This window comes from Thermomonospora sp. CIF 1, from assembly GCF_001896795.1.
Lineage (GTDB): Bacteria > Actinomycetota > Actinomycetes > Streptosporangiales > Streptosporangiaceae > Thermomonospora > Thermomonospora curvata.
The window spans coordinates 90,329-115,955 of record NZ_MOYN02000026.1 but is presented as its reverse complement, the minus strand read 5'-3'; the positions used below and the strand labels follow the sequence as shown (position 1 = coordinate 115,955).

At 71.0% G+C, this 25,627-nt stretch carries 24 protein-coding genes; 14 read left to right on the top strand and 10 right to left on the bottom strand.

The features are described 5' to 3' along the window. Positions 1 to 523 precede the first annotated feature (523 nt). Entirely contained in the window at positions 524 to 1,465 is a 942-nt protein-coding gene (locus BUE48_RS23040; RefSeq protein WP_012854936.1) for a hypothetical protein, read from the top strand. A 101-nt stretch (positions 1,466 to 1,566) separates the two neighbouring features. Here BUE48_RS23040 and BUE48_RS23035 read toward each other — a convergent pair whose 3' ends face one another. Both BUE48_RS23035 and BUE48_RS23030 read right to left on the bottom strand, forming a co-directional pair. After that, positions 1,567 to 1,926, bottom strand: a complete 360-nt coding sequence (locus tag BUE48_RS23035; protein ID WP_286991016.1) for a HEAT repeat domain-containing protein — start codon at positions 1,924 to 1,926, stop codon at positions 1,567 to 1,569. Positions 1,927 to 1,928: 2 nt separating this feature from the next. Beyond that, complete coding sequence (locus BUE48_RS23030) at positions 1,929 to 2,372, bottom strand: hypothetical protein (RefSeq protein WP_012854934.1); 444 nt, start codon at positions 2,370 to 2,372, stop codon at positions 1,929 to 1,931. Positions 2,373 to 2,775: 403 nt separating this feature from the next. Here BUE48_RS23030 and mbhE point away from each other — a divergent pair, with 403 nt between their 5' ends. The 8 genes from mbhE (at position 2,776) to BUE48_RS22990 (ending at position 11,280) form a co-directional block, all read left to right on the top strand. Beyond that, positions 2,776 to 5,898, top strand: coding sequence for a hydrogen gas-evolving membrane-bound hydrogenase subunit E (gene mbhE, locus BUE48_RS23025; RefSeq protein WP_286991015.1), 3,123 nt, complete (start codon positions 2,776 to 2,778; stop codon positions 5,896 to 5,898). Further along, complete coding sequence (locus BUE48_RS23020; protein ID WP_012854932.1) at positions 5,895 to 6,296, top strand: Na(+)/H(+) antiporter subunit C; 402 nt, start codon at positions 5,895 to 5,897, stop codon at positions 6,294 to 6,296. Before mbhE ends, BUE48_RS23020 begins: the two co-directional genes overlap by 4 nt. Beyond that, entirely contained in the window at positions 6,293 to 7,828 is a 1,536-nt protein-coding gene (locus BUE48_RS23015) for a Na+/H+ antiporter subunit D (RefSeq protein WP_286991014.1), read from the top strand. The genes BUE48_RS23020 and BUE48_RS23015 overlap by 4 nt, the downstream gene beginning before the upstream one ends. Further along, complete coding sequence (locus BUE48_RS23010; protein ID WP_012854930.1) at positions 7,825 to 8,349, top strand: Na+/H+ antiporter subunit E; 525 nt, start codon at positions 7,825 to 7,827, stop codon at positions 8,347 to 8,349. The genes BUE48_RS23015 and BUE48_RS23010 overlap by 4 nt, the downstream gene beginning before the upstream one ends. Beyond that, complete coding sequence (locus BUE48_RS23005; protein ID WP_012854929.1) at positions 8,346 to 8,612, top strand: MrpF/PhaF family protein; 267 nt, start codon at positions 8,346 to 8,348, stop codon at positions 8,610 to 8,612. The genes BUE48_RS23010 and BUE48_RS23005 overlap by 4 nt, the downstream gene beginning before the upstream one ends. Next, the gene (locus BUE48_RS23000; RefSeq protein WP_012854928.1) at positions 8,609 to 8,938 is read left to right on the top strand and encodes a cation:proton antiporter; all 330 of its coding nucleotides are present in this window, start codon (positions 8,609 to 8,611) and stop codon (positions 8,936 to 8,938) included. The genes BUE48_RS23005 and BUE48_RS23000 overlap by 4 nt, the downstream gene beginning before the upstream one ends. A gap of 10 nt (positions 8,939 to 8,948) precedes the next feature. Next, positions 8,949 to 10,130, top strand: coding sequence for an AI-2E family transporter (locus BUE48_RS22995; RefSeq protein ID WP_286991013.1), 1,182 nt, complete (start codon positions 8,949 to 8,951; stop codon positions 10,128 to 10,130). 262 nt (positions 10,131 to 10,392) lie between these two features. After that, positions 10,393 to 11,280, top strand: a complete 888-nt coding sequence (locus tag BUE48_RS22990) for a poly(ethylene terephthalate) hydrolase family protein (RefSeq protein ID WP_012854926.1) — start codon at positions 10,393 to 10,395, stop codon at positions 11,278 to 11,280. 657 nt (positions 11,281 to 11,937) lie between these two features. Here the strand turns inward: BUE48_RS22990 and BUE48_RS22985 are convergent. The 7 genes from BUE48_RS22985 to BUE48_RS22955 form a co-directional block, all read right to left on the bottom strand. Beyond that, complete coding sequence (locus BUE48_RS22985) at positions 11,938 to 13,785, bottom strand: caspase family protein (protein ID WP_286991012.1); 1,848 nt, start codon at positions 13,783 to 13,785, stop codon at positions 11,938 to 11,940. After that, positions 13,782 to 14,204 (bottom strand): effector-associated constant component EACC1, encoded by a 423-nt coding sequence (locus BUE48_RS22980; protein WP_286991011.1) that lies wholly within the window; start codon positions 14,202 to 14,204, stop codon positions 13,782 to 13,784. The genes BUE48_RS22985 and BUE48_RS22980 overlap by 4 nt, the downstream gene beginning before the upstream one ends. A gap of 564 nt (positions 14,205 to 14,768) precedes the next feature. Next, positions 14,769 to 15,320 carry a hypothetical protein gene (locus BUE48_RS22975; protein ID WP_041440288.1) on the bottom strand — a complete coding sequence of 184 codons (552 nt, stop codon included), beginning with the start codon at positions 15,318 to 15,320 and terminating at the stop codon, positions 14,769 to 14,771. Positions 15,321 to 15,490: 170 nt separating this feature from the next. Then, on the bottom strand, positions 15,491 to 16,567 hold the full coding sequence (locus BUE48_RS22970) for an NAD(P)H-dependent flavin oxidoreductase (protein ID WP_012854924.1): 1,077 nt from the start codon (positions 16,565 to 16,567) through the stop codon (positions 15,491 to 15,493). Continuing rightward, on the bottom strand, positions 16,567 to 17,334 hold the full coding sequence (locus BUE48_RS22965) for a CoA-transferase subunit beta (RefSeq protein WP_286991009.1): 768 nt from the start codon (positions 17,332 to 17,334) through the stop codon (positions 16,567 to 16,569). Before BUE48_RS22965 ends, BUE48_RS22970 begins: the two co-directional genes overlap by 1 nt. A 5-nt stretch (positions 17,335 to 17,339) precedes the next feature. Beyond that, on the bottom strand, positions 17,340 to 18,185 hold the full coding sequence (locus tag BUE48_RS22960) for a CoA transferase subunit A (protein ID WP_012854922.1): 846 nt from the start codon (positions 18,183 to 18,185) through the stop codon (positions 17,340 to 17,342). A 26-nt stretch (positions 18,186 to 18,211) separates the two neighbouring features. After that, entirely contained in the window at positions 18,212 to 19,003 is a 792-nt protein-coding gene (locus tag BUE48_RS22955; protein ID WP_012854921.1) for an enoyl-CoA hydratase family protein, read from the bottom strand. Positions 19,004 to 19,234: 231 nt separating this feature from the next. On the opposite strand from BUE48_RS22955, the gene BUE48_RS22950 reads away from it, so the two are divergent. Beyond that, complete coding sequence (locus BUE48_RS22950; RefSeq protein WP_012854920.1) at positions 19,235 to 20,008, top strand: FadR/GntR family transcriptional regulator; 774 nt, start codon at positions 19,235 to 19,237, stop codon at positions 20,006 to 20,008. Positions 20,009 to 20,212: 204 nt separating this feature from the next. Here the strand turns inward: BUE48_RS22950 and BUE48_RS22945 are convergent, their stop codons facing one another. Next, positions 20,213 to 21,451, bottom strand: a complete 1,239-nt coding sequence (locus BUE48_RS22945; RefSeq protein WP_012854919.1) for an acetyl-CoA C-acetyltransferase — start codon at positions 21,449 to 21,451, stop codon at positions 20,213 to 20,215. Between the two features lie 245 nt (positions 21,452 to 21,696). On the opposite strand from BUE48_RS22945, the gene BUE48_RS22940 reads away from it, so the two are divergent. From BUE48_RS22940 to BUE48_RS22925, 4 genes are read left to right on the top strand one after another with little or no spacing between them, the layout of a single operon-like run. Continuing rightward, entirely contained in the window at positions 21,697 to 22,449 is a 753-nt protein-coding gene (locus tag BUE48_RS22940; RefSeq protein ID WP_012854918.1) for an SDR family oxidoreductase, read from the top strand. A 20-nt stretch (positions 22,450 to 22,469) separates the two neighbouring features. Next, the gene (locus BUE48_RS22935) at positions 22,470 to 23,321 is read left to right on the top strand and encodes an enoyl-CoA hydratase (protein WP_012854917.1); all 852 of its coding nucleotides are present in this window, start codon (positions 22,470 to 22,472) and stop codon (positions 23,319 to 23,321) included. Next, positions 23,321 to 24,505, top strand: a complete 1,185-nt coding sequence (locus tag BUE48_RS22930; protein WP_012854916.1) for an acyl-CoA dehydrogenase family protein — start codon at positions 23,321 to 23,323, stop codon at positions 24,503 to 24,505. The genes BUE48_RS22935 and BUE48_RS22930 overlap by 1 nt, the downstream gene beginning before the upstream one ends. Continuing rightward, positions 24,502 to 25,461: an acyl-CoA dehydrogenase family protein gene (locus BUE48_RS22925; RefSeq protein ID WP_286991008.1), complete on the top strand. Its 960-nt coding sequence runs from the start codon at positions 24,502 to 24,504 to the stop codon at positions 25,459 to 25,461. The genes BUE48_RS22930 and BUE48_RS22925 overlap by 4 nt, the downstream gene beginning before the upstream one ends. Positions 25,462 to 25,627: the final 166 nt, after the last annotated feature.

Below are 25,627 nucleotides of genomic sequence, written 5' to 3'. Positions count from 1 at the left end.
CATTTCCGCACAACGCGCGAATCTCTCTCATGCGCATCGCGACCTGGCCACATGTCGCCGCCCGTCTGCACATCCGCTCGCCTGGGGGATGGCCGGATCCGGTCGCGTTCTGTGCCGTGGGCTGCGGACGGGTGCTTATGCCCGTTCGGTTCTGCTCGGTGTCTTGCGTCGCGGTTTGCTTGCGCGCCGCCGTTCGGCGGGACCTTTGCCCATCCGCCCTGGCGGAGACGGCCGGATGCGGCCGTGTTTCGGCCCGTGATTCTGCAGACGGGTGCCTGTGGTCGCCCTTTGTGCCCGGCGAGTCGTCTGACGTCTTGTGGTGCGGCTTGTGCGCATGCCGTCGTTCGGTGAAGCCGCCGTTCATCCTCCCCGGCGGAGAACGGCCGGATCCGGCCACGTCCTGAGTTGTGTTCTGCGGACAAATGCCTATATCGGACGGCTGGGCTTGGCGGATCGTGATGAAGTGACACAGAAAGGCAGGGAAAGGGCGTCCGGGAGTCTCCTCCGGAGCAGAAGAAGCCGCATGTGCGGCACGGCGGCGGTGGCGGCGGGCATGCTGCTCGTGGGGGCCTGCACCCAGGACGCCGGGACCACCGGGACAGCGATCTCCCAGACACCGGCGGGCTTGGACACGCCGACCGTCTCCACCCCGCAGCCCGCCTCGCTGCAGGAATACGCCGCGACGCTGCGCAGCGCCCTGCGGCGAATGGACAAGCCCCTCAAAGACCTCCGCAAGGCCGGCAAGTACAAAGGGCTGGCCGGGCGGGTCGCCCCCGTGGAGGAGGCCGCCGTCGAGGCCGCCGCCATGCTGCGCGACATCACCCCGCCGCCCGAACTGGCCGGCCGGCACCCGCGGCTGCTCACGGCGCTGGAGGAATTCCACAAAACCGTGGGCGTCGTGGAACGGCAGGTGAAGGGCCGGGATCTGTGCACCGGTCCGGCGGTCTGGGCCGACCTGGGAGAGGCCGACGCCACCGACGAACTCCGCGACGCCCTGCGCGAGGTCACCGCCGTCCTGCCCGGCAAGCGGCCCGGCCTGGCGCTGCCGCCCGCCGGCCACAAGTTCAGCTCGCGCCCCTCGAACGGGACGTTCATCCGCTCCAGCGGCCTTGGCGGACGGGGCGGTCTGACCATCGACAATGGCAGCGGGGACGCCGTGGTCACCCTCGTCCGGGGCGGCAGCCCGCGCATCTCCGTCTACGTGCGCAGGGGCGGCACGTACACGGTGCGCGGCATCAGCGACGGCACCTACCGGATCTACTTCGCCAGCGGCTCCGCCTGGGACCCCAAGAACCGCTCCTTCGGCCGGGACTGCCGCTTCCAGCGCTTCGAAGAGAGCCTGCGCTTCCAGACCGTCTACACCGCCACCCAGATCCGCTGGAGCAACTGGAGGATCACCCTGCACCCGGTCCTGGGCGGCCAGGCCCGGACCCGCTCGGTGGACCCCGGCGCCTTCCCCAACTGAACCTTTTCAACGCCCCGGCCCAAGGCGCCGCGGACGGGAGCCCGACGGCCTCCTGCGGCATCCCCGTCCCGGCCCGTGGCGGCGGCGTGGCGCAAGGCCCGCTAGAAGATCCACCCTTCGGCGCGGGCGCGGTCGAGGGCCTGGCCGGCCTCGCGGGTGCCGAGCATCTCCAGGCCCCGGACCGCCCAGAACTGCACGGACTCGTCCGGGCAGGCGAGCTGCTCGGCCAGCACCGGCAGGGCCGTGGGGTCGCGCGCCTCGGCGAGCAGCTCCAGCAGCAGGCAGCGCATCTCGGCGTCGTCCTCCCGGCCGAACGCCTCGATCAGCTCCGCCACGTAGGAGTCGGCGTGCTCGCGCAGGAAGTCAAAGCCCCTCTCCCGCGCCCGGGGATCGTCGCTGTGCAACTGCTCCAGCGCCCGCAGGAAAGGCCGCGCCGCCGGCCGCTGCTCGTCTTTGCTCATGGTCACCGGCTCCAGCGGCAGTACAGGCGGTGGCCGCGTTCGCTGGCGCGGGCGGCGATCGCCGACAGCTCGAACAGGAACTCGGCCAGGTCCATGGGGTCGGCCTGGCCGTCGAACTCCGCGATCTGCGACCAGTCGACGGTGACCTGCGCCAGGTCGCTCTCCTCGCCCGCCGCCAGGGCCCGGGTGAGCGTATCGGTCAGGGTGACCACGCCGCGGTCGGCCCATGACGGGCCGATCCGCCGGGCGAACCGGGGGTCGGCCGTGATCTGCGCGTAGGGGCGGCCGGTCAGCAGCTCCTCCAGCCTGCCGATCTGCACCGCCGGGTCGATGCCCTTGACGGCCAGGGTGCGGGCTCCCCGGTCCTGCGTCCACCCTTTGCGGCCGAGCGCCGCCGCGGCCTCCTCGTCATCGGCGGCCGAGAAGTACTCATACAGGTTGCCCACGCCGCACATCCTGGCAGACCGCACCGACACGCCCCGGCCGGCGGCCTCCCGCAAAGCAAAACGGCCCCGGCAGGTGGGGCTAACACCGACTTTCCCGGGGCCTGGCCGGGACGGGGCCGCCCCGGCCGAGAAAGATCATAGGACGTTTCGGTGGTTCGGGAAGGCCGAAAACAGGATCCAACGGCCTTTGCGCTGATCACGCCAGTGATTTACGCCGCCCGGCCCGGCGGCGGGACGGCTCGGCAAACAGTGCCGCAAGGGACGCCCAATTCCCCGCAGGAGGCACGCGACGGCCCCCGGGAGCGGGGACATGCGTGAATGCGGGCTGCTTTGCGGTCCTCAGCCGGAAGGGACCGGCCGCACGGCGAGCGCTGGGGAGGGATGCGGTGGGGAGCCTGCGGCCATGGTGACGCTCGTGGCGTTCCACGCCGTCCTGGCACTGCTGCTGCCGTGGGCGCTGCGGCACGACCGGAGAGCCATGCCGTATGTGGCGGCGCTCGCCCCCCTGGCCACGGTGATCTGGGCGGTGCGGCAGTCGGGGGCGGTCGCCGCCGGCGAGCCGATCGCCGAGACGGTGGACTGGGCCGCCGAACTGGGGCTGGTGCTGCAGTTCCGCCTGGACGGCCTGTCCTGGGTGATGCTGCTGCTGGTCGGCGGCGTCGGCGTGCTGGTGCTGGTGTACTCGGCCTGGTACTTCCCCCGGCCCCCGGCGCTGATCATCTCGGTGCTGGTGGCCTTCGCCGGGGCGATGACCGGCCTGGTGCTGGCCGACAACCTCCTGGTGCTGTATGTGTTCTGGGAGCTGACCACCCTGTGCTCCTACCTGCTGATCGCCGCCGACCGCCCCGAAGACCCCGAGCACCGCCGCGCCGCCAACCAGGCCCTGCTGATCACCACCGGGTTCGGGCTGGTCATGCTGGCCGGGTTCGTGGTGCTCGGCCTGGCCGCGGGCACCTACACCATCTCGGTGCTGCTGGCCGACCCGCCCGAGGGCGCCGCCGTCACCACCGCCTTGGTGCTGATCCTGCTGGGCGCGTTCGCCAAATCGGCGCAGATGCCGCTGCACTCCTGGCTGCCGGCGGCGATGGTGGCGCCCACCCCCATCAGCGCCTACCTGCACGCGGCGGCGATGGTGCAGGCGGGCGTGTACCTGGTGGGCCGGCTGACGCCCGGCTTCGCCGGCACCGGGGTGTGGGTCCCGCTGGTGGTGACGGTCGGCCTGGTCAGCCTGCTGGCCGCCGGATGGCAGGCATTGTGGCAGGACGACCTGAAACGCCTGCTGGCCTACGGGACGATCAGCCAGCTCGGCCTGCTGATGGTGCTGGTCGGCGCGGGCGACCGCACCGCCGCGCTGGCCGGGGACGCCCTGCTGCTGGCGCACGGCCTGTTCAAGGCCCCGATGTTCCTGGCGGTCGGCGTCCTGGACCGCACGTTCGCAACCCGCCGGGGCAGCCGGCTGCACGGCGTCGGCCCGCAACTGCCGGTCACCGCCCTGGCCACGGCGCTGGCGGTGGCGTCCATGGTCGGACTGCCGCCGTTCCTGGGCTTCACGGCCAAGGAGGCCGCCCTGGAGGCGTTCGCCCACGGCGGCGCGGACCTGCTGGTGCTGGCGGGCGTGACAGTCGGCTCGGCGTTCACCGTCGCCTACGGAATCCGCTTCCTGCAGGCGGCCTTCGGCGGCGACGCCGACGAGCCGACCGGAGCGGAACTGAAAGCCGACGCGACGGCCGTATGGCACGCCCTCCGCGAAAGAGCCCGGACACCCCGACGCCTCGGCGGCGGCCCCGGAGCACCCGGCGAAGCCCCGGACGAGCCGCCATCGGACGCACCTGCCCGCTCGCGTGACGAGACCCCAGAACACCCGGGCGCGGGAGAGCCGCCACCGGCCGCACCCGATCGCCCACGTGATCCGCAGCGTTCAGACGGGGATGAACCGCCGTCTCCTGCGCCCTTCCGCGGCGAGGGTCCGGAACGTCCAGGCGCGGGAGGAGGGTCGGCGCCACCGCCCGACCGCCCGCGTTCGGGCGTGGGAGGACTGCCCGGGGAGGCGATCTGGCCGATTCTGGTGCCCGCCGTCGCCGGGCTGCTGGCCGGGCTGGGGCCCGGGGTGTGGCATCGGGTGATCGCCCCTTACGCCGACCAGATGCCGACCACCGAACCGGGCTACACGCTGGCGCTGTGGCACGGGCTGGGGCCGCTGGCGCTGTCGGTGCTGGTCCTGGCGCTGGGGACGTGGCTGTACCTGCGGGCGCCGCGGCTGCGTCCGCTGCGGCGGCGCTTGGCGCGGCTGCCCACCGCCGAGGCCGGTTACTACGCCTGCCTGAGCGGCCTGCTGCTGGGCGCGCGGGAGCTGACCCGGCGCATCCAGGTCGGGTCGCTGCCGGTCTACCTGACGGTGATCATGCTGACCGTGCTGGCGCTGCCGGGAGTGACCCTGGTGGCCGGGCTGCTCAACGGCACGGGGCCCGCCTGGAGCGGCGGCCGGGTGCGGCTGTGGGATCACCCGATGCAGGCCGTTTTGGGGGTGCTGGTGGTGACCGCCGCCCTGGCGGCCACCCGGGTGCGGCGCAGGCTGTCGGCGGCGCTGCTGCTGAGCGCCACCGGTTACGGCGTGGTGGGGTTGTTCGTCCTGCACGGGGCGCCCGACCTGGCGTTGACCGCCCTGGTGGTGGAGACGCTGACGCTGATCATCCTGGTGTTCGTGCTGCGGCGGCTGCCCGAATGGTTCCCGCCGAGCCGCCGGCCGCTCGGCCTGCGGGCCGCCTCCACCGCCGTCAGCGCCGGGATCGGCGCGTTCGCCGCGCTGTTCCTGCTGGTCGCCGTGCTCAGCCGGACGGCGCGACCGGTCGGGCCGCGCTACATCCAGGCCGCCGCCGAAGAGGACGCGGGCAACGTGGTCAACGCGATCCTGGTGGACCTGCGCGCCCTGGACACCCTCGGTGAGATCACCGTCCTGGCGGTGGCCGCGGTGGGGGTGGCGGCGCTGGTGCTGACCGGCATGGAGGACCGCACCCCCTGGCCGGCCGAGACCGGGGAACGGCAGCCCGGACGGTGGCTGGCCTCGCCCAGCACCCCGCTGCCGGGGGTCCGCCCGGTGCTGCTGGCGGTGACCGCCCGGATCCTCATCCCCACCATCCTGGTCGTCTCGGTCTACCTGCTGCCGGCCGGGCACGCCGAGCCCGGCGGCGGGTTCGTGGCCGGGCTGGTGGCGGGTGTGGCGTTCGTGCTGCGCTACCTGGCCGGCGGGGTGTCCGAACTGGCCGCCGCGATGCCGCTCAACCCGGGGGTCTTCATCGGCGGGGGCCTGGGACTGGCGGTCGGCTCGGGGGCCGCGGCCTGGCTCGCCGGCGGGGCCTTCTTGGAGACGACCGTGCTGCGGGCCGACTGGCCCTTGATCGGGCACGTGGAGCTGCCCACCTCCCTGTTCTTCGACCTGGGAGTGTTCGGCCTGGTGCTCGGGCTGGTGCTGAGCCTGATCCGCACCCTGGGCACCAGCCTGGAGGAGGAACCGGGAGGGCGCCGGTGAGCCTGGTGCTGCTCGTGGTGATCGGCGTGCTGCTGGCGATCGGCTTTCAGATGCTGGTGCAGCGGTCGATGGTGCGGATCGTGGTCGGGTTCGCGCTGCTGGGCCACGCCGCCAACCTGGCGCTGCTGCTGGCGGGCGGCCCGGCCGGGGCGCCGCCGCTGCTGGACGGCCACGGCGAAGGGGCCATGACCGACCCGCTGCCGCAGGCCATGGCGCTGACCGCGATCGTCATCACCTTCGGGGTGACCGCCTTCCTGCTGGCCCTGGCCTACCGCAGCTGGGTGTTCCTGGGCGAAGACGAGGTGCAGGACGACGTGGAGGACCGCCGGATCCGCGCCGAGCGCGGCCCGGAAGAGGCAGAGTACGCCGCCGCCGAAGCCGAGGAGGACGAGCGGTGAACGTCCTGCTGCCGCTGCCGTTCGCGCTGCCGCTGGCGGGCGGTGCGCTGTCGCTGCTGGTGCGGCGCTCGGCCGGGCTGCTGCGGGCGCTGAGCATGGCGGTGCTGGCCGGCCTGGTGGCCGTGGCCGTGGCGGTGGCCGCGGCGGTGGCCCGCCACGGCGTGATCAGCGTGCAGGCCGGGGACTGGCCGGCGCCGCTGGGCATCACGCTGGTCGCCGACCGGCTGAGCGCGCTGATGCTGGTGGTCTCCACCGTGGTGCTGCTGGCGATCATGATCTACGCGGCCGGCGAGGGCGTGGTCGGGCACACCGAGTCCGAGCCGAGCCTGTTCTACCCCGTCTACCTGACGCTGGCGGCGGGGGTGTGCCTGTCGTTCCTGGCCGGGGACCTGTTCAACCTGTTCGTGGGCTTTGAGGTCATGCTGGTCTCCAGCCACGTGCTGATGACGCTGGCCCCCAACCCGGCGCGCATGCACGCCGGGATGACCTACACGGTCACCAGCCTGACCTCCTCGATCCTGTTCCTGACGGCCATCGGCTTCACCTACGCGGCCACCGGCACGGTCAACCTGGCCGACCTGTCGGTCCGCACCGAGAACCTGCCGCCGGGGCTGCGGGCCGCGCTGGCGGTGATGTTCCTGGTGGTGTTCGGGATCAAGGGCGCGGTGGTGCCGCTGCACCTGTGGCTGCCCGACAGCTACCCGGTGGCCATCACCAAGATCACCGCGATCTTCGCGGCGCTGCTCACCAAGACCGCCGTCTACGCGCTGATCCGCACCCAGACGCTGCTGTTCCCGCTCCAGGAGGCCAGCGCGCTGATGCTGGTGCTGGCCGCGCTGACGCTGCTGGTGGGGATGCTGGGGGCGCTGGTCCAGCACGACATCCACCGGGTGCTGTCGTTCACCCTGGTCGGCCACATCGGCTTCATGGTCTTCGGGCTGGCGCTGTTCTCGGTCGCCGGGCTGGCCGGGGCGCTGCTGTACCTCGTCCACCACATCGTGGTGCAGGCCACGTTGTTCCTGGTCAGCGACATCATGCAGGAGGAGACCGGGCACACCTCGCTGGACCGGCTGGGCGGGCTGGCGAAGACCTCCACGCTCACCGCCGTGCTGTTCTTCGTCCCCGCCATGAGCCTGAGCGGGATCCCGCCGCTGTCGGGGTTCGTGGCCAAGCTGGCGCTGCTGCAGGCCGGGTTCGGCTCCGGCCGCGCACTGGCCTACCTGGTGGCGGGGGTGGCGGTGGCGGCCAGTCTGCTGACGCTGGTGGCGATGAGCCGGGTCTGGACGCTGGCCTTTTGGCGTCCCCGCCCCTCCGGCGCCCCGCCCCCCGAAACGCGAGGCGAGCCGGAGCCGTCCCGGCAGGTGCGCTACAGCCACCTGCCGGTGCGCGCGGTGACCGCCGGGATGGTGCTGCTCGGGCTGGCGGTGGCGGTGCTGGCCGGGCCGCTGACGTCCTGGACCCTGCAGGCGGCCGGCGACCTGCTGGACCGCACCGCCTACCGGCAGGCGGTGCTCGGAGAGGAGGCGCCGTGAAGATCTCCGCTCCCCGCCTGGCGATGGCGGTCTGGCTGCTGGTCATCTGGGTGGCGCTGTGGAGCAGGGTGAACCTGCTCGTCGTGCTCTCCGGGGCGCTGGTGGTCGCCCTGGTGTACCGGGTGACGCGGCTGCCGGCGCCGCCGCAGACCCACCGCGTCCGGCCGCTGGAGCTGGCCATCACCACCGGCCGGTTCTTCGCCGACCTGGTGGCCTCCAGCCTGGTGGTCGCACGGCTGGCGCTGCAGGGGCCGCAGGCCGTGCGCGCCGGCATCCTGCAGATCCCCTACCGGGTGCGCTCCAGCGTGCTGCTGATCCTGCTCAGCAACAACATCACGCTGCGGCCGGGCTCGGTGGTGATGGAGATCGACGGCGGCAAGTCACTGCTGTACGTGCACGGAATCCCGATCCGTGATCAAACCGACGCCCAGCGGGTACGGGCGGACGTGCGCGACACCGAACGCAGGCTGATGCGGACGTTCCCCTTGTCAGGCCGTCCGACGGGAGGTGAGGGCCGGTGAACGTCGTCTACGCCGTCACCTACGCGCTGCTGTCGCTGGCGGCGCTGCTGACCCTGCTGCGCATGGTGCGCGGCCCCGGCCCGCTGGACCGGATCGTGGCGCTGGACGTCCTGGCGGTGCTGCTGGTCAGCGGGGTCGCGGTGCAGGCGGCCACCCAGGGGGAGGCGGCCCACTCCTCCTCCCTGGTGGTGATCGCCCTGCTGGGCTTCGTGGGCACCGTCACCGCGGCCCGCCTGGCCGGGGAGCGGGAGGAACGCAGGTGAGCGTCACCGACCTGATCACCGCCGTGCTGCTGCCGGCCGGCGCGGCGTTCTCGGCGCTCGGCGCGCTCGGCATGGTGCGCTTCCCCGACACCGTCACCCGCATCCACGCCGCCGCCAAGCCGCACACCATCGGGCTGCTGCTGGTGCTGGCCGGGACGGCCGCGCAGATGACCTCGATGTCCGACATCGCCCCGCTGCTGCTGGTGGCGCTGTTCCAGCTGGTGACCTCCCCGGTGGTGGCGCAGACGGTGGGCGGCATCGTGTACCGCACCGGCGCGCTGGACCGCGACGTCCTCGTCATCGACGAGTCCGACCGGACCGGGTGAGGAGCAGGCCATGGCCTCCGGTGAACCCACCGCGCCGCAGGGGAAGGGCTCCACGGCCGCCCGCGTCACGCCCTCCCGGGAACGGCCCCCGGTCACCGTCCCGCCGGGGCTGCGCAACACCGCCGTCGTCGGGGCCAGCCTGCTGGTCATCGCGGCGGCGATCTACCTGGTGGTCATCGTCTTGGTGCGGCTGGCGCCGCTGACGCTGGCGGTGGTGGCGGCGCTGCTGATGGCCGCGCTGATCGGGCCGGTCTCCAGCGGGCTGCGCCGCCTCGGCACCCCGCCCTGGCTGGCCGCGCTGGCCGGGATCCTGGTCCTGCTGGGGGCCATCGCGCTGCCCTTCACGCTGATCACCAACCGGGTGGTCAACGAGTGGAGCAGCCTGCGCCGCCAGACCGAAGAGGGCCTGGACCGCGTCCGCCAATGGCTGCTGGAAGGGCCGCTGTCGGTCAGCGAACGGCAGATCAACTCGACGGTGGACGGGCTGATCAGGACCCTCCGGGAGGCGCTGCCCGACCCGGTCGGCGGGGCCACCGCCGCCGCGCAGGGGGCGACGTCGGCGCTGCTGGCCCTGGTGCTGCTGTTCTTCCTGCTCAAGGACGGCGAGAAGATGGCGCGCTGGGCGCTGAGCCAGCTGCCGCGGCGGCACCGGGGCTGGGTGGCGGTGGCGGCCGTGGAGGGCTGGCGGACGCTGGTCGCCTACATCCGCGGCACGTTCCTGGTCGCCGTGATCGACGGCGTCGGCATCGGGCTGGCGCTGGTGATCATCGGCGTCCCGCTGGCGCTGCCGCTGGGCCTGCTGACCTTCGTCGCCGCGTTCATCCCGATCGTCGGGGCCACCGTGGCCGGGGCGGTGGCGGTGCTGGTGGCGCTGGTCAGCAACGGCCTCGGGGACGCGCTGCTGACGCTGGGCGCGGTGCTGCTGGTCCAGCAGGCCGAGGGCAACCTGCTGCAACCGGTGATCCAGGGCCGTTCGCTGCGGCTGCACCCGGCGGTCATCCTGATCGCCGTCACCGCCGGAACCCTGCTGGGCGGCATCGCCGGGGCCGTGGTGGCCGTCCCCGTCACCGCCATCACCTACCGCGTCACCATGAGCCTGCGCGCCCTGAAACCAGAGGACAACGGCCCGCCATCCCCGCCGCCCGACACCGAGCCCATGCCCGCCGCCGGCGGCCCCAAGCCGCCCGAGTGAGCCGACCCGACGGCCGGTGATGCTCAAGACGGGCGTCTCCTGCCCCAAGAGCTTTGGGCCGCCGGCACATCGCCTTTGGTCACCGGCACAAGACCTCCGCGGCGCGACATGCCGCGGCAAGGCGCGTGAGCTGGGCATACGCCGCGGGTTTATAGGACGCGGACAGCTCGCCGCCGCGTAATGCGCGGACACCTGCCAAGCGCGGCCGCCGTCATGGGCGCACGCTACCTCTCGCCTTCCCGCTCCCGACGAGAGGATCCCCATGAAGAGCAGACTGCGCAGGTCGCTGCGGCGGCTGTCGGTGGCGGCCGCCACGGTCGCCGCCGTGGGCGCGCTGACCGCCGTCCCCGCCCCCGCGCACGCCGCCGACAACCCCTACCAGCGCGGCCCCGACCCCACCGAGCGCAGCGTCACCGCCCGGCGCGGCCCGTTCGCCATCGACGAGATCAGCGTGAACGGCGGCATCGGCGCCGGCTTCAACCGGGGCACCATCTTCTACCCGACCGACCGGAGCCAGGGCACCTTCGGCGCGGTCGCGGTCATCCCCGGGTTCCTGTCCCCCGAGAGCCTGGTGCGCTGGTTCGGCCCCCGCCTGGCCTCCCAGGGCTTCGTGGTCATGACGCTGACCACCAACGGCCTGACCGACACCCCCGAGTCACGCTCAGAGCAGCTGCTGGCCGCGCTGGACTACCTGACCACCCGCAGCCAGGTGCGCGACCGGATCGACCCGAGCCGGCTGGCCGTGATGGGCCACTCCATGGGCGGCGGCGGCAGCCTGGCGGCCGCGGCCAAGCGCCCCACGCTGCGGGCCGCGATCCCGCTGGCGCCCTGGAGCCTCACCAAGAACTGGAGCGACCTCACCGTCCCGACGCTGATCATCGGCGCGGAGAACGACAACGTCGCCCCGGTCGCCGGCCACTCCGAACGCTTCTACGACAGCATGACCAACGTGCCGGAGAAGGCGTACCTGGAGATGGCGGGCGGCAACCACGTGGACCCCACCGCCGAGTCCGACCTGGTCGCCAAGTTCACGATCTCCTGGCTGAAGCGTTTCGTCGACGACGACACCCGCTACGACCAGTTCCTGTGCCCGGCCCCGCGGCCGAACCGGCAGATCAGCGAGTACCGCGACACCTGCCCCCACTCCTGACCCTCTTTCCGCTCGCCGCTCCACAGGTGAGATGAGCCTTTTGCGACACGCCGTTTCCGCAGGACGGAGTGTCGCGGCCGGGAGTAACACCGTGACCTGGCATGACCCGGAAGGGGGAACTGCCGAGGCTCGGTTCTCGGCGCCCGAAGGCACGTGTCGAAAAGACTCGATACGGGGGCATCGCGGGTAAGGACGGTGGGAGAGAGCAGGGGCACGCACCGCGTCACAGCCCCGCCAGGGCTTCTCAGAATCCCCCCGGGGCGAGAAGTCCTTCCCTGACCGGCCCGCATGTTGAGGGCGGCCCCAACCGGTGGGCCGCCCTCAACATGCATGCGGGGCGGGACCGCCGCCGTGCGGCTTTGCCCGAAGATTCCGCTGCGGTGCTCGACTGTGCGAGTACGTTCCCTGGGGCAGGCCGGAACCGCCTGCTGGTCAGACCCCTGTGTATCGGACGCAGCGTCTGCCCGCACAGGCTTTGACCGGCTTCGGCTCGGCCCGACATGCAGGGACGGGAACTAGTGGGGTGCGGCTGTCCCGGTGCCGGATCCAGATCCTCAAGCGGCGCCTTCGACACGGTCGGTCACCCTGGGGCGACGCCCGTCCGAGTGGGCGCCGCGTCTATGACCCGCTGCGGGCCGGCGTCCCGGCATAAGCAGCTCACTTGTTTTTCTCTTTCTCCTTCAGTTTCAGGAAGGCCAGGTTGCTTTCGTATTCGACAATGGTGCGCCCATATCTATTGACGAGGCTGAGATAAAAAAGGGCGGGAGCGGTGGGGGCCCACAGGTTCCGCCGTTCACGGTCGTAGATGAAGCTTACGACGTCCTGGGGGTTGAACGGGATCAGCTGGTGCTCGGCGTGCTCGAACTTGTCCGCGACTCCGCGGCTGCGGCGGGCCCTGAACTCGTCCCCGGTGAGGGTGTGCAGTTCGGCGATGAACAAGGCGCCCCACTGGTTCCGCCGGTCGACAGTCAGTCCGAGCATCGCAAGGTCGTACTCGGACTTTTCCAGGGCGAGTTCTTCGCGTACTCCGCGCCGCGCCACGTCATAGATATTGGGCGCATTGCGGGCCTGTGAGTCGATGTCCCGGGAGAGCGCTTCGTTGGCGGAAGAGTTCCAAAACCCGGGATGAGACCCCACCGCACGGCCTCGCCGCGAGAAGATGATTTTGTTGTCCGCGGTCACCACGGCGATGTTCGTGCCGAAGCTCGACGACATGAAGGCGGGCACGTCGAGGGGATCGTTCGGATCGAGGTAACGGCTGCGTGGCGTCGTGCCGTCGGCGAACTCTCGTTCGAGTTGCTGTGCGGCCAGGAACGAGTAGTAGTCGGAGTTCTTGACCCTGATCGTGATGATCGGCGCCTCGGTGACGGGGTGCCTGCTGATCACGATGTTGTCGATGGCGTAGCGGTTGCCGTTCCAGAAGTAATCCTCGCCGCGTTCCCGCCGGGCCCGTTGCTCCTCTTCGATCTCCTGCCTCCAGGCCTGGATCTCCGGCGGCAGCTTTATCGACTGGTGGCTGACTATGATGTGGACGTCCTCTTCCCGGATGATGTTGGCCCCATCCCCTTCGACGATGATCACCGGTGCCCAGAACGGCCCCCAGCGGAAGGCCTCATCGCGCCATGCCCAACCGGCCGTCGGGTCTTCGACCTGCCACTCCTGCAGCGCGGTTGCGACCTTTTCCGGAAAGTCCTCCTCTGCCGTCGAACCCGCCGTCTGGTCGGAGGACGCCAGGGCGGTGATCTGGCTCGGCCTGGTGTAGGCGCGATTGCGGAAAAGAGTGATCGAGCCGCCGAGCCCCCGGTTCCCCTGCTCCGGTGAGGGGAGCCCGTTCGCCTTCAGCCGGGAGTTCACCTCGCGGAATATCGTCATCATGTCCAAGAGCGGAGGGGCTCCTGGAATTCCCTCTTTGAGGACTTGGAGCAGCGCCCCGGTGAAGGCCGTGTGCGTCGCTCCCGTTGGAGCCGTGGAAATCTTGTGGGCGGCGCTGGAGGTCATGACGAACGTCCCGCGCACCAGCGCCCAGTTAGCCAGTTCTTCCGGTCCCATGGAGCCGGTGACCGCCCGTCCGCTGAAGCAGCAATCGAGGAGCACCACCTTGCGGACCGCTTTGCACTCGCGCAGCTCGTGGGCGATCCAGTCGTAGGGGACAACCGTTTCGATGTGGCCCTCCTCGGTATCCGGAAGACTGAGCCACAATTCGTCATCGGAGTGTCCGATCAAGCCGTGCCCGGCGTAATAGAGGAGAAGTGCGTCTGTGGCTTCCCTCGCTGCCTGCCTGATGGCCTGGAGTACGTCCCGGACGGTCGCGGGTTGCGGTAGCAGAGTGCAATTGCCTTCCGGTATTCCCCATAGTTGGGGGTCGGTCAGCACGCGCTTGAGATCAAAGATATTATTGTGCACAGCGGGCAGATCGGGCATGTGTGCAAAGTCGTGCACGCCGATCAGTACCGCGCGCGACGCCTTCGGATCGGGCTGTTGAGCTCCGTAGAGGGTGTCGGTCATCTCACTCCGCCGTCGTCTTCCTCACCGTCGGTGCGGTCCGGTAGGGCGCGATCGCCAGTGTCGTCCGATGGGCTATGGCCACCGGCGCCGTCCAGGAGATCGTGCAGGTCCTCCGGTGACACATTGTCGAGGACGTACGTTTGGCCGTTGCGCTTTATTCTCAACCTGAGAGGCTTGCGGCGGCGTGTCTGATGCCAGCTCGTCAGTGCCGTGATGAGCGCGGCGACGGCGGAAGTGCTGTTGATGATCAGGTTGATGTACTCCAGGGTGCCGCCCATGGCCCCTTCCGGGGCAGGTGACGACTTCAGCTCCAGCTCTGTGGAGTAAAAGACGTCGGGGTCATCGCGCAGCCACCGATATAGCCTGCCCGTCTCTGCTACGGCGTCCTCACCCTCCAGGCTGATTTCGATAGCGGACATCCCGGCTCCTGTGGTGCGATCAGCGATCGGCGAAGGGATGGTAAAGCCATTATTGCCGCCGCGTTACCCGATCGAAAGAAAATTACTTCGGGGAGCGGTTTGTGGACATCCTCTAATTGGTTTTTAGGGCTTTTGTCGGCGAATCTCCTTCGGAATGCGGTCCTGGGCGTCGTGCCTCCTGTCCCGAGAACGCGCTCGGCGAGTGGTCGTCGCAGGTGCTCGAGGGAACAGCGTCAGATGTGCGGGAGGGGAGAGCTCGGACTGGTCGGCGGCGGGTCGACTCCGCTCTGGTATGTGTCGATCGCTCACCGTATAAGAGATGGAAGAGAACCGTCCCGGAAGGCGTGATTGTCCGCAATGCGCACGATGAAGCTTCCAAGCCACTGGTCGTCCGGCAGGTCCGACACTGACGAGCGGCACCAGGCAGTCGGAGGACATGCGCGGACGCCCAACGGCCGAGATCGCATGCGGCCCTGGATCCGGAGCCGTCTCTGGTAGCGGCCTCTCCGGCCCGTGAAACGCTGTGTCGTGAAGGACTCGATCTCGAAGAGAACGTCCGGCGGTTCAGCGGTGGGCGGCCTGGACGGGGAGGGGGTTCGGCCAGGTGAAGGTCAGGGATTCACCGATCTTCAGGGCGTTCCACAGCGGGGCGATCTCATCCAGCCTGGCCACCACGCGTTCGACCGCCTCGCGGTCCTCCGCGGAGATCTCCTGCTTGGGCACCCACGGGGGCGGCTGCCCCTTGGGGGAGCGGCGCAGCCGCCAGGCCATGTCGCAGAGTGCGGCCAGGCGCTCGGAGCGGGCCATGTCCGCCGAGCCGGCGTGGTCCTTTTCGCGCAGGTGGGCCTCGCGGCGTTGCAACTGGCGTTGCCTGCGCCGCCGCCCGCGCCGTTGCGGCGTCTCCTCCAGCAGCAGAAAGCACCCGCCGCCGGCGGCGGCCCGCCCGTACAGGCCCCCCGACATCTTCAGCTCGGCCTCGATCACGTAATGGACGAGGTCGTGCGGGATGTAGTCGTCGTATCCGGGTGCCGGGTCCGCCCCCCGGAGCGGCGCTCCCGGCGCGACGATGGTCAGCCCGTAGCGACGCTCACCCGTCCGTGTGAATACCACGTCCATGAGCCCACGGTAGGCCCCGCATACCGGCGGAAGCATCCGAATTTCCCCTCCGGGCCGGTGGCCCCGCTCGGCTGGACCACCGGCCCAGGGGGACATGGTTACCGCGTGTGCTCAGACTTTTACCGGCCGGGACGTGCCGGTGTCGCCCAAGACGCGCCGGTGAGCGGCCACTACGGGCGCTTGCCGGACTCCAGGCGCCGCAGGGTGCTCTCGGCCTCGGCGATGATGCGCTCGATGAGCTCGGCGACCGTGGGCAGGTCGTCGACCACCCCGGTGACCTGCCCGGTGGGCAGCACCCCGGCCTCCGGGCGGCCCTCCACCAGCGCCGCCTTGATCAGCAGCGGGACGTTGATGGCGCTGGCCACCTGGAACCACGTCAGGCCCTGCTCGCGGCGCATCGCCAGGCCCTCCCGGACGGCCTTGAGCGGGGACTGCCCGGTCAGCTCCTTCATCCGGGTGCTGGCGCGCAGGATCCGCACGCCCCGCCGCCACGGCGACTGGCGCTCCAGGGCCTCTACGAACGGAGTGCGGATGACCCGCTGGGGACGCCCGTCGATCGCCGACGTCACCACCGTGTCGGTGACGCCGGCCTTCAGGTAGTGGTCGCGTTTGACCGGCTCGGGCACGCGGCTTTCCTGGGTGAGCAGGAACCGGGTGCCCATGGCGATGCCGTCCGCCCCGTAGGCCAGCGCCGACACCAGCCCCCGGCCGTCGTGGAACCCGCCGGCCGCCAGCACCGGGATGTCGGCGCCGACCGCGTCCACCACCTGCGGCAGCAGCAGCGAGGTGGGCACCGAGCCGGTGTGGCCGCCGCCCTCGCCGCCCTGGGCGATCACCGCGTCCACGCCCAGCGCGGCGACCTTCTCGGCGTGCCGCCGCATCCCCACGGTGACGATGCACAGCACGCCCGCGTCGTGCAGCCGGGAGACGGTGTCCTTGGTGGGGGCGCCGGCGAAGGAGACCACCTTCACGCCCTCCCGGGCCAGCGCCTTGACCCGTTCGGCGATGTCGGGCTGGTCGGGACGCAGGTTCACCCCGAACGGCGCGTCGGTGCGCTCGCGCATCTCGCGGACGGCCGTCAGCATCTGCTCGTCCGACATGGTGACCGCGGCCAGGATGCCCAGCCCGCCGGCCGCGGCGGTGGCGGCGGTCAGGTGCACGCCCGACACCCAGCCCATGCCGGTCTGGACGATCGGGTACTTGATCCCGAACAGCTCGCAGGCCCGGGTGTGCAGCGCCGGATGCATCAGTCCTTCACCTCGCGGTACCGCAGGCCCGCGGGGTCCAGCCGTTCGATGACGGCCATCTCCTCGTCGGTGGGCGTGCGGGTGGTGGGCACCTGGTCGGGGATGACCAGCTCGAAACCGGTGTTGGCCACCACGTCCTCGACCGTGACGCCCGGGTGCACCGACCGCAGCCGCATCCGGTGGTCGGGGGTTTCGAAGTCCAGCACGGCCAGATTGGTGATGACGTGCCGCAGGTTGTGGAAGCGCGCCACCTCGCCCAGCTCGGCGGCCCGGTCATAGCCGATGCCGCACACCAGGTCCACTTTCTCCACGAACACCCGGGTGCTGTGGTTGGGGATCCAGTAGCTGGTGGTGTTGTTGATGGTGTTGCCGGGGGCGCCGCGGAAGCCGATGAGCTGCCGCACCGGCTTGTCGGGGTCGGAGCCGATCGCCGCGATGTTCTGGTTGCCGTACTTGTCGATCTGGCTGGCGCCCATCATCACGTGCCGGCGGCCGCCCCACACCACGTCGAACATCCGCCGGAACGGGTTCCAGCCCTCGATCACCTCCGGGGCGGTGCCCAGCGGCGGGACGTCGCCGGTCAGGTAGGCCTCCCCGTCGGTCATCATCAGCTGCGGCTCATGCACGGCGCGGGCCAGCCGTCCGCCCAGGACCGGCAGGTTCCCGATCGGGTTGGCCAGGATCTCCCCGTCGCCGCGGAAGCAGTCGGCGATGGCGACGGCGCAGACGTCGGCGCGCCGCACCTTGTGGAGGGTCTGCTCGGTCACGTCCCTCACCCCTTCAGCTTCGCCTGGTAGGCGGCCTCGTCCAGGCCGTCGATCCATTCCTTGGAGAAGCGCTCCCAGCCGTCGGGCTCCTTGGCGGAGGCGGCGTAGTCCCTCTGGAACGCCTCGTCGCGGGGGTAGTCGGGGACGCAGGAGGTGGGGTGCGCGCCGCCGGGGGCCTCCACCACCCCGTCCACCATCATCCGGGTGATCTTCAGGGTGTGCAGCGGGGCGGAGGCGGTCAGCTCGGCGGTCGGGACGATCCGCTCACAGGAGATGAAGCGCTGCTCGGCGGCCTCCAGGAACAGGTCGTCGAAGTAGGGGTCGGGGCCGAGGAACTGCCCGTTGCCGTTCTCGTCGGCCCGGTTGACGTGCACGATCGCCGCGTCCAGGTGCAGCGCGGGCACGGCGATCAGCTCTTCGTGGGTGCCGCCGGGGGCCGGGTAGGGGGAGGTGACGGTGCGCAGCGACGGGTCGATGCGCTGCAGGTCCGAGCCCAGCCCGACCCGGGTGGGCAGGAACGGCACCCGCCAGGCCGCGGCCTGCAGCCCCAGCAGCATCATGCCCTCGTCCATCTGCTTGGCGGTGACGGCGCCGGACTCGCGGGCCTTGCGGAAGTAGGGCTCTAGCGGGATGGTGTCCAGCGACACGAACGCGAACACCACGTGCCGGACCTTGCCGGCCGCGCACAGCATCCCCACGTCCGGGCCGCCGTAGGAGACCACCGTCAGATCCTTCAGCGACGACCGGCAGATCTCCCGGACGATCGACATGGGCTTGCGCCGGCTGCCCCAGCCGCCGATGCCGATGGTCATGCCGTCGGACAGGCGGGCGACGACGTCCGCCTCCGACATCCTCTTGCCGCTCAACTGACGCCCCTTCACTGGTCGAACTTCGCCTCCCGGCCCTCCACGAAGGCCGCGCGGGCCTCATCGGAGACGCCCGACAAATTGAGCTCGAAGGTGAAGCCCTGCTCGTACCGGTAGCTGCGGTGCACGTCCCACAGGTCGATGCCGTTCAGCGACTCTTTCGCCGCGCGGATCACCCGGGTGCTCTTGGCGGCGATCTCGCGGGCCACCGCGAAGGCCTCCTCGCGCAGCCGCTCCCGGGGGACGACCGCGAGCACCGAACCCCAGGCGTGCAGCTCCTGGGCGGTGGCGGGCTTGGCCGTGTAGACCATGGCGCGCATCTTGTGCTGGGGCACCAGGCGGGCCAGGTGGGTGGCGGCGCCCAGGGCGCCCCGGTCCACCTCCGGCAGCCCGAAGGTGGCGTCCTCGGAGGCCACGATGATGTCGGAGTTGCCGACCAGGCCGATGCCGCCGCCCAGGCAGTAGCCGGCGACCGCGGCGATCACCGGGACCTGGCACTCGTAGACGGCGGCGAAGGCGGCGAAGCAGCCGCGGTTGGCGCCGATGAGCTTGTCATAGCCCGGGTCGGCCTGGATCTCCTTGATGTCCACGCCGGCGTTGAAACCGCGGCCCTCGGCGCGCAGCACCAGTGCCCGGACGCTCTCGTCGGCGCCGAGCGAGCGCACGGTCTCGGCCAGTTCGAACCAACCGGCCACGGTCAGCGCGTTGACCGGGGGCCGGTCCATGACGACCTCGGCGATCCCGCGGTCGGGCCCGTCGTCGTGGACCTGCCACGCGATGGCGCCGCTGGGTGTTCGCTTCACGCCGCGGCTCCTTCCCTGGTGAGAGCTAAATCTTCTATAAGATTGGTGAGGATAGGAGTTCCGCCGCCGCAGGAGGGCCGGCGGTCCCACTGAGCGGGCCGGGGGCCGCACCGCCGGCGTCGCCCGGCGGCAGGATCACGATCTGCCCGTCCTGCGGGCGCTCACCCCGGCACCGGGCCGCAGCTCCCCTAGCCTGTGTGGCTCGCCGGGCTCGCCTACAAGGAGTCGAACGTGCAGCTCCACCAACCGCGGGTGGCCGAGATGGTCGCGGCCATCCTGCGCGACCGCATCCTCAGCGGCGAGCTCAAGGACGGGGACGCGCTGCCCGCGCAAGACGAGCTGCTGCGCGAGTTCGAGGTCAGCAAGCCCTCGCTGCGCGAGGCCCTGGGCATCCTGGAGGCCGAGGGTCTGATCACCGTGCAGCGCGGCAACCGCGGCGGCGCCGTGGTGCACGTGCCCACCCCCGCCCACGCCGCCTACATGATCGGCCTGGTCATGCAGTTCCGCGGCATCGGCTACGACGACGTGGGGGACGCCCTCAAACGCCTGGAACCCATGTGCGCCGCGTTGTGCGCCACCCGCGAGGACCGGCACACCGAGGTGCTGCCCCGGCTGCGGCTGATCCACGAACAGACCCTGGCCGCCGTCGAGGACGAGGTGGAGTTCACCCGCGTTACCCGCCGCTTCCACCAGGAACTGGTGCAACTGTGCGGCAACCAGACCCTGATCCTGGTGGTCGGGACGCTGGAGACCCTGTGGTCCTCCCAGGAGCAGCAGTGGGCGGCCCGCGCCAGCGAGTCCGGCGACTTCCCCGACGTGGAACGCCGCGAGTCCGGCATCCGCGCCCACGAGCGCATCATGCGCCTGATCGAACGGGGCGACGCCGAGGCCCTGGAACGCTTCGCCCGCGTCCACCTCGACAACACCATGCGCTATGCGTCCAACCCCGGCCCGGTCGAGGTCGTCTCCTCCAACCCCTTCAAAACCCGCCTGCGCCGCCACTGAACCTTCCCAACGTGGTCCAGGGCGCCGGGGACGGGAGCCTCGACGGGTCTTCGGTGCTGCGGCATTGCAGGTCACGGCTTTGCCCCTGGCCGCCAGGCCCGGTCTCGGCCTGTAGAGACGGTGTGTTGAAAGAGGCCTCGCGAGCATGGGCCGGCCCGTCCCGGCCGCGGGGCGTGCCCGGACGGGCCGTGAGGGCGGAGACGGTCAGGACAGGCGTTCGATGATCATGGCCATGCCCTGGCCGCCGCCCACGCACATGGTCTGCAGGCCCAGCGTCTTGTCCGTACTCTGCAGGCCGTTGATCAGCGTGGTGGTGATGCGGGCGCCGGACATGCCGAACGGGTGGCCGATGGCGATGGCGCCGCCGTGCACGTTCAGCTTGTCCATGGGGATGCCCAACTGCCGGGCGCACGGGATGACCTGGGCGGCGAACGCCTCGTTGATCTCGAACAGGTCGATGTCGTCGATGGTCATCCCGGCGCGGCGCAGCGCGTTGCGGGTGGCCTCCACCGGGCCCAGCCCCATGATCTCCGGGGAGAGCGCCGAGACCCCGGTGGCGACGATCCGCGCCAGCGGGGTGATGCCCAGCTCGCGGGCCTTGACATCGCTCATGATCACCAGGGCGGCGGCGCCGTCGTTGAGCGGGCAGCAGTTGCCCGCGGTGACCGTGCCGTCCGGGCGGAAGACCGGCTTGAGCGCGGCGACCTTCTCCAGGGTCGTCCCCGGCCGCGGGCAGTCGTCGGTGTCCACCACGGTGCCGTCCGGCAGCGTGATCGGGGTGATCTCGCGGGCGTAAAAGCCGTCGGCGATGGCCTTTTCGGCCAGGTTCTGGCTGCGCACCCCGAACTCGTCCTGCTCGCGGCGGGTGACGCCCTCCACGGCGGCCACGTTCTCGGCGGTCAGCCCCATCGCGATGTACACATCCGGCAGCAGGCCGGCTGCGCGCGGGTCCCGCCAGGACCCGGAGGCGGTCATCGCGGCGGCCCGGTCGCGGGCCTCGGCGAAGACCGGGTTGCGCCACCCGGCCTCCCACGGGTCGCCGCCGCCCGGCGGCCGGTCGCTGGTGCCGGCCTTGCCGCGGCTGACGCTCTCCACCCCCGCCGAGATGATCACGTCGGCCTCGCCGGCCTTGATGGCGTGGAAGGCCATCCGGGTGCTCTGCACGGACGAGGCGCAGTAGCGGGTCACGGTCGCCCCGGGCAAGTGGTCATAGCCCAGCAGCACCGCCACCACCCGGGCCATATTGGCGCCCTGCTCACCGCCGGGCAGCCCGCAGCCCAACAGCAGATCGTCGATGTCGGACGGGTCCAACTGCGGGACCTTCGCCAGCGCCGCCCGCACCACCTGGGCCGTCAGCTCATCGGCCCGGATGTCCTTGAGCGAGCCCTTATGCGCCCGCCCGATCGGCGACCTCGCGGTCGCCACGATCACGGCCTCCGCCACGTGTCCTCCCTGCCGCCTCACAGCGGTCTAGAAAATCTTTATTTTCTAAAAGAATGAACAGACAGGCGGGGCCTGCTCCGTTCGCTCCTACTGGATGGGACGGCCCCGGATTCACCCCCGCCCGCCATGCGACAGTGGCCCGGCCACCTGACCGAGCCGGCCGCGCCGTGCCAGGGGACCCGCCGGGCGGCCGGAAGGGACGGAAGGTAGGCACGGCTGGACCAGTCCAAGGCGGGAGTTGCGAGTTGAGCGGGTTGTTGGAAGGCCGGGTGGTCCTGGTCACGGCGGCGGCCGGGGCGGGGCTCGGGTACGCCACCGCCAAACGGTGCGCCGAAGAAGGCGCCCGGGTGGTGATCAGCGACATCCACGAGCGCAGGCTGGGCGAGGCCGCCGAGCGGCTGACCGAGATCATGGGGGACAAGCCGACCGCCATCCGCTGCGACGTGGCCGACACCGCCCAGGTGGACGCCCTGATCGAGCAGACCGTGCAGGCCGAGGGCCGCATCGACGTGCTGGTCAACAACGCCGGGCTGGGCGGCGACAAGGCCGTGGTGGAGATGACCGACGAAGAGTGGCACCGGGTCATCGACATCAGCCTGAACAGCGTCTTCCGCGCCACCCGGGCCGCGCTGCGGCACATGCTGCCCCGCAAATCCGGCGTGATCGTCAACATGGCGTCGGTGTCGGGCTGGCGGGCCCAGGTCAACCAGGCGCACTACGCCGCCGCCAAGGCCGGCGTCATGGCCTTCACCCGGTGCGTGGCGCTGGAGGCCGCCCCGGCCGGCGTCCGCGTCAACGCGGTCGCCCCCAGCCTGGCCATGCACCCGTTCCTGGAGAAGACCGTCAGCCGCGAGCTGCTGGAGGAACTGACCCGCCGCGAGGCCTTCGGCCGGGCCGCCACCCCCGAGGAGGTCGCCAACGTGGTGGTGTTCCTCGCCAGCGACCTGTCCTCCTACATGACCGGCGAAGTCGTCTCGGTCAGCAGCCAGCACCCCTGACGCCGGAAGGAAGAAGCGCGATGACCGAGGAAGTGGTCCGCTACGAGCGGCGCGGCAAGATCGCCGTGGTCACGATGAACCGGCCGCAGTACCGCAACGCCCAGAACTCCGCCATGACCTACGCGCTGGACCGGGCGTTCTACCGGGCGGTGGACGACGACGAGGTGGCGGTGATCGTGCTGGCCGGGGCCGGGCCGCACTTTTCGGCCGGGCACGACATCGGCACCCCCGGCCGCGACGCCGACCAGACCTTCGAACGCAAGGCCTCGCTGTGGTGGGACCACGTCGGCAAGGCCGGCGGGGAGAGCCGCTACGCCCGCGAGTCCGAGGTCTACCTGGGCATGTGCCGGCGGTGGCGGGAGATCCCCAAACCCACCATCGCCATGGTGCAGGGCGCCTGCATCGCCGGCGGGCTGATGCTGGCATGGGTGTGCGACCTGATCGTCGCCTCCGACGACGCCTTCTTCGCCGACCCGGTCGTCCGCATGGGCATCCCCGGCGTGGAGTACTTCGCCCACCCCTGGGTGATGGGCCCCCGCCAGGCCAAGGAGTTCCTGTTCACCGGCGAGCGCATCAGCGCCGCCCGCGCCCTGGAACTCGGCATGATCAACCGGGTGGTCCCCCGGGACCGGCTGGAAGAAGAGGTCATGGCGCTGGCCGAGAAGATCGCCACCATGCCCCGCTTCGGGCTGGCCCTCACCAAGAAGGCCATCAACCAGGCCGAGGACCTGATGGGCCTGCACGCCGGCATGGACTCGGTGTTCGGGCTGCACCACTTCGCCCACGCCCACAACGCCGAGGTCGGCGGCGACTCCCTCGCCGGGCAGGACGCCCGTTCCATGGCGGCGCGCAACAAGAAGGAAGGGGCCTGATGGACCTCACCTACACGCCCGAAGAAGAGGCGTTCCGCGCCGAGGTCCGCGCCTGGCTGGAGGCCAACGTCCCGGCCGAGCCGCTGCCGTCCCTGGACACCCCCGAAGGCTTCGCCGCCCACCAGGAGTGGGAGCGCAAGCTGTATGAGGCGCGCCTGTCGGTGGTGACCTGGCCAAAGGAGTACGGCGGGCGCGGCGCCTCGCTGGCCGAGTGGCTGATCTTCGAAGAGGAGTACTACCGGGCCGGCGCCCCCGCCCGGGTCGGGCAGAACGGCATCTTCCTGCTGGCCCCGTCCCTGTTCGAGTTCGGCACCGAGGAGCAGCGCAAACGCTTCCTGCCGCCGATGGCCTCCGGCGAGCACGTGTGGGCGCAGGGCTGGTCGGAGCCGGAGGCCGGCAGCGACCTGGCCGCGGTCCGCTCCCGCGCGGTGCGCACCGACGGCGGCTGGCTGCTGTCGGGGCAGAAGACCTGGAGCTCCCGCGCCGCCTACGCGCACTGGCTGTTCGGCCTGTTCCGCACCGACCCCGACTCGGTGCGCCACCACGGGCTGACCTATTTCCTGGTGCCGCTGGACGCCGAGGGCGTCACCGTGCGCGGCATCAAGCAACTGGACGGCGAACCGGGTTTCGCCGAGGTCTTCTTCGACGAGGTGTTCGTCCCCGACGACCAGGTGCTCGGCGGGGTCGGCAAGGGCTGGCAGGTGGCGATGTCCACCACCGGCTCCGAACGCGGCCTGACCCTGCGTTCCCCCGGCCGGTTCATGGCCGCCGCCGACCGGCTGGTGGCGCTGGCCCGCGAGACCGAGGGCCTGGGCGAGGCCGAACGCTTGGAGGTGGCGCGGGCCTGGATGAACGCCGACGCCTACCGGCTGTACACCTTCCAGACCCTCACCCGCGTCCAGGACGGGCAGAGCATCGGTCCCGAATCCAGCATCAACAAGATCTTCTGGTCGGAGATGGACCTGCACCTCCATCAGACCGCGCTGCGGCTGCTGGGCGCCCGCGGCGAGCTGACCGGCCAGGCGCCCGATGCGGTGGCCGGTGGACGCTGGCTGGACGGCTTTTTGTTCGCGCTGTCCGGCCCCATCTACGGCGGCACCAACGAAATCCAGCGCAACATCATCGCCGAACGGGTGCTGGGCATGCCCCGCGAACCCCGTCCCGTCACCAAGGAGGCCAAGTGAGGCTCGGCCTGACCCCAGAACAGCAACAGTTCGGCACGGTCGCCGCCGAACTGATGGCCAAACCGGACGCCGACCACTGGGCCGCCCTGGCCGAACTGGGCGCCACCGCGGTGCTCGTCCCCGAATCCCACGGCGGCCTGGGCGGGGACGAGACCGACCTGCTGGCGGTGCTGGAGGAGGCCGGGCGGGCGGCCCTGGCCGACCCGCTGGTGGAGGCCTCGGTGGCGGCCCGGTTGCTGGCCGGTCTGGGCGGGGAGCCGGCGGACGAGTGGCTGCCCAAGCTGGCCTCCGGTGAGGCCCTGGTGGTGTTCGCCGACGGCCCCTACATCCCGCACGGCGAACGCGCCGACTTGATCCTGGTGGAACGCGACGGCGCGATCTGCACCGCGAAGGCCGGGCAGGCTCAGCCGTCCACCGACCCGGCCCGCGCCCTCACCACCGCGGTCGAGCACGTCCCGGTGGCCGAGGGTGAGCAGGCCCGCGCCCTGCTGGCCGAGGCCCGCGACCGCGGCGCCGCCCTGACCGCGGTGTACCTGCTGGGCGTGGCCCGCCGCATGATCGACATGTCGGTGACCTACACCAAGGAACGCACCCAGTTCGGCCGCCCCATCGGCTCCTTCCAGGCCGTCAAACACCACCTGGCCGACGCCCTGGTGGCCGTGGACTTCGCCCGTCCCCCCGCCTACCGCGCCGCCTACTCCCTGGCCAGGTCCGCCCCCACCGCCTCGCGGGACTGCTCCATGGCCAAGGCCATGGCCTCCGAGGCCGCCCTGCTCACCGCCCGCAAGGCCCTCCAGGTCCACGGCGCCATCGGCTACACCCTCGAATACGACCTGCACCGCTGGATGCGCCGCGCCTGGACCCTGGCCGCCGCCTGGGGGGACGCCACCCACCACCAGCGCCGGGTGGCCGCCGCCCTCCTCGACACCGAGGGCGAACCGGCCCGCCTGCCCTGACCCGGTTCACCGGCACGCCCGAGCAGCACCTCCGGGACGCCACCCCTCACCCCGTGAACGCGTCATCGGTGGCAGTTCCCGCCACGTGCGGGGACTGCCACCACTCGACCGGACCGCCCAACAAGATCCCAAGCACACGACGTTCTCTCGGTCCGGCCGCCTGGGG

Excerpts from the sequence above, each read along its gene's own strand:
- BUE48_RS23040 (WP_012854936.1), top strand. The coding sequence starts at position 524 with ATGTGCGGCACGGCGGCGGTGGCGGCGGGCATGCTGCTCGTGGGGGCC.
- BUE48_RS23035 (WP_286991016.1), bottom strand. The coding sequence starts at position 1,926 with ATGAGCAAAGACGAGCAGCGGCCGGCGGCGCGGCCTTTCCTGCGGGCG.
- mbhE (WP_286991015.1), top strand. The coding sequence starts at position 2,776 with ATGGTGACGCTCGTGGCGTTCCACGCCGTCCTGGCACTGCTGCTGCCG.
- BUE48_RS22995 (WP_286991013.1), top strand. The coding sequence starts at position 8,949 with ATGGCCTCCGGTGAACCCACCGCGCCGCAGGGGAAGGGCTCCACGGCC.
- BUE48_RS22990 (WP_012854926.1), top strand. The coding sequence starts at position 10,393 with ATGAAGAGCAGACTGCGCAGGTCGCTGCGGCGGCTGTCGGTGGCGGCC.
- BUE48_RS22985 (WP_286991012.1), bottom strand. The coding sequence starts at position 13,785 with ATGACCGACACCCTCTACGGAGCTCAACAGCCCGATCCGAAGGCGTCG.
- BUE48_RS22980 (WP_286991011.1), bottom strand. The coding sequence starts at position 14,204 with ATGTCCGCTATCGAAATCAGCCTGGAGGGTGAGGACGCCGTAGCAGAG.
- BUE48_RS22975 (WP_041440288.1), bottom strand. The coding sequence starts at position 15,320 with ATGGACGTGGTATTCACACGGACGGGTGAGCGTCGCTACGGGCTGACC.
- BUE48_RS22970 (WP_012854924.1), bottom strand. The coding sequence starts at position 16,567 with ATGCATCCGGCGCTGCACACCCGGGCCTGCGAGCTGTTCGGGATCAAG.
- BUE48_RS22960 (WP_012854922.1), bottom strand. The coding sequence starts at position 18,185 with ATGTCGGAGGCGGACGTCGTCGCCCGCCTGTCCGACGGCATGACCATC.
- BUE48_RS22935 (WP_012854917.1), top strand. The coding sequence starts at position 22,470 with ATGACCGAGGAAGTGGTCCGCTACGAGCGGCGCGGCAAGATCGCCGTG.
- BUE48_RS22930 (WP_012854916.1), top strand. The coding sequence starts at position 23,321 with ATGGACCTCACCTACACGCCCGAAGAAGAGGCGTTCCGCGCCGAGGTC.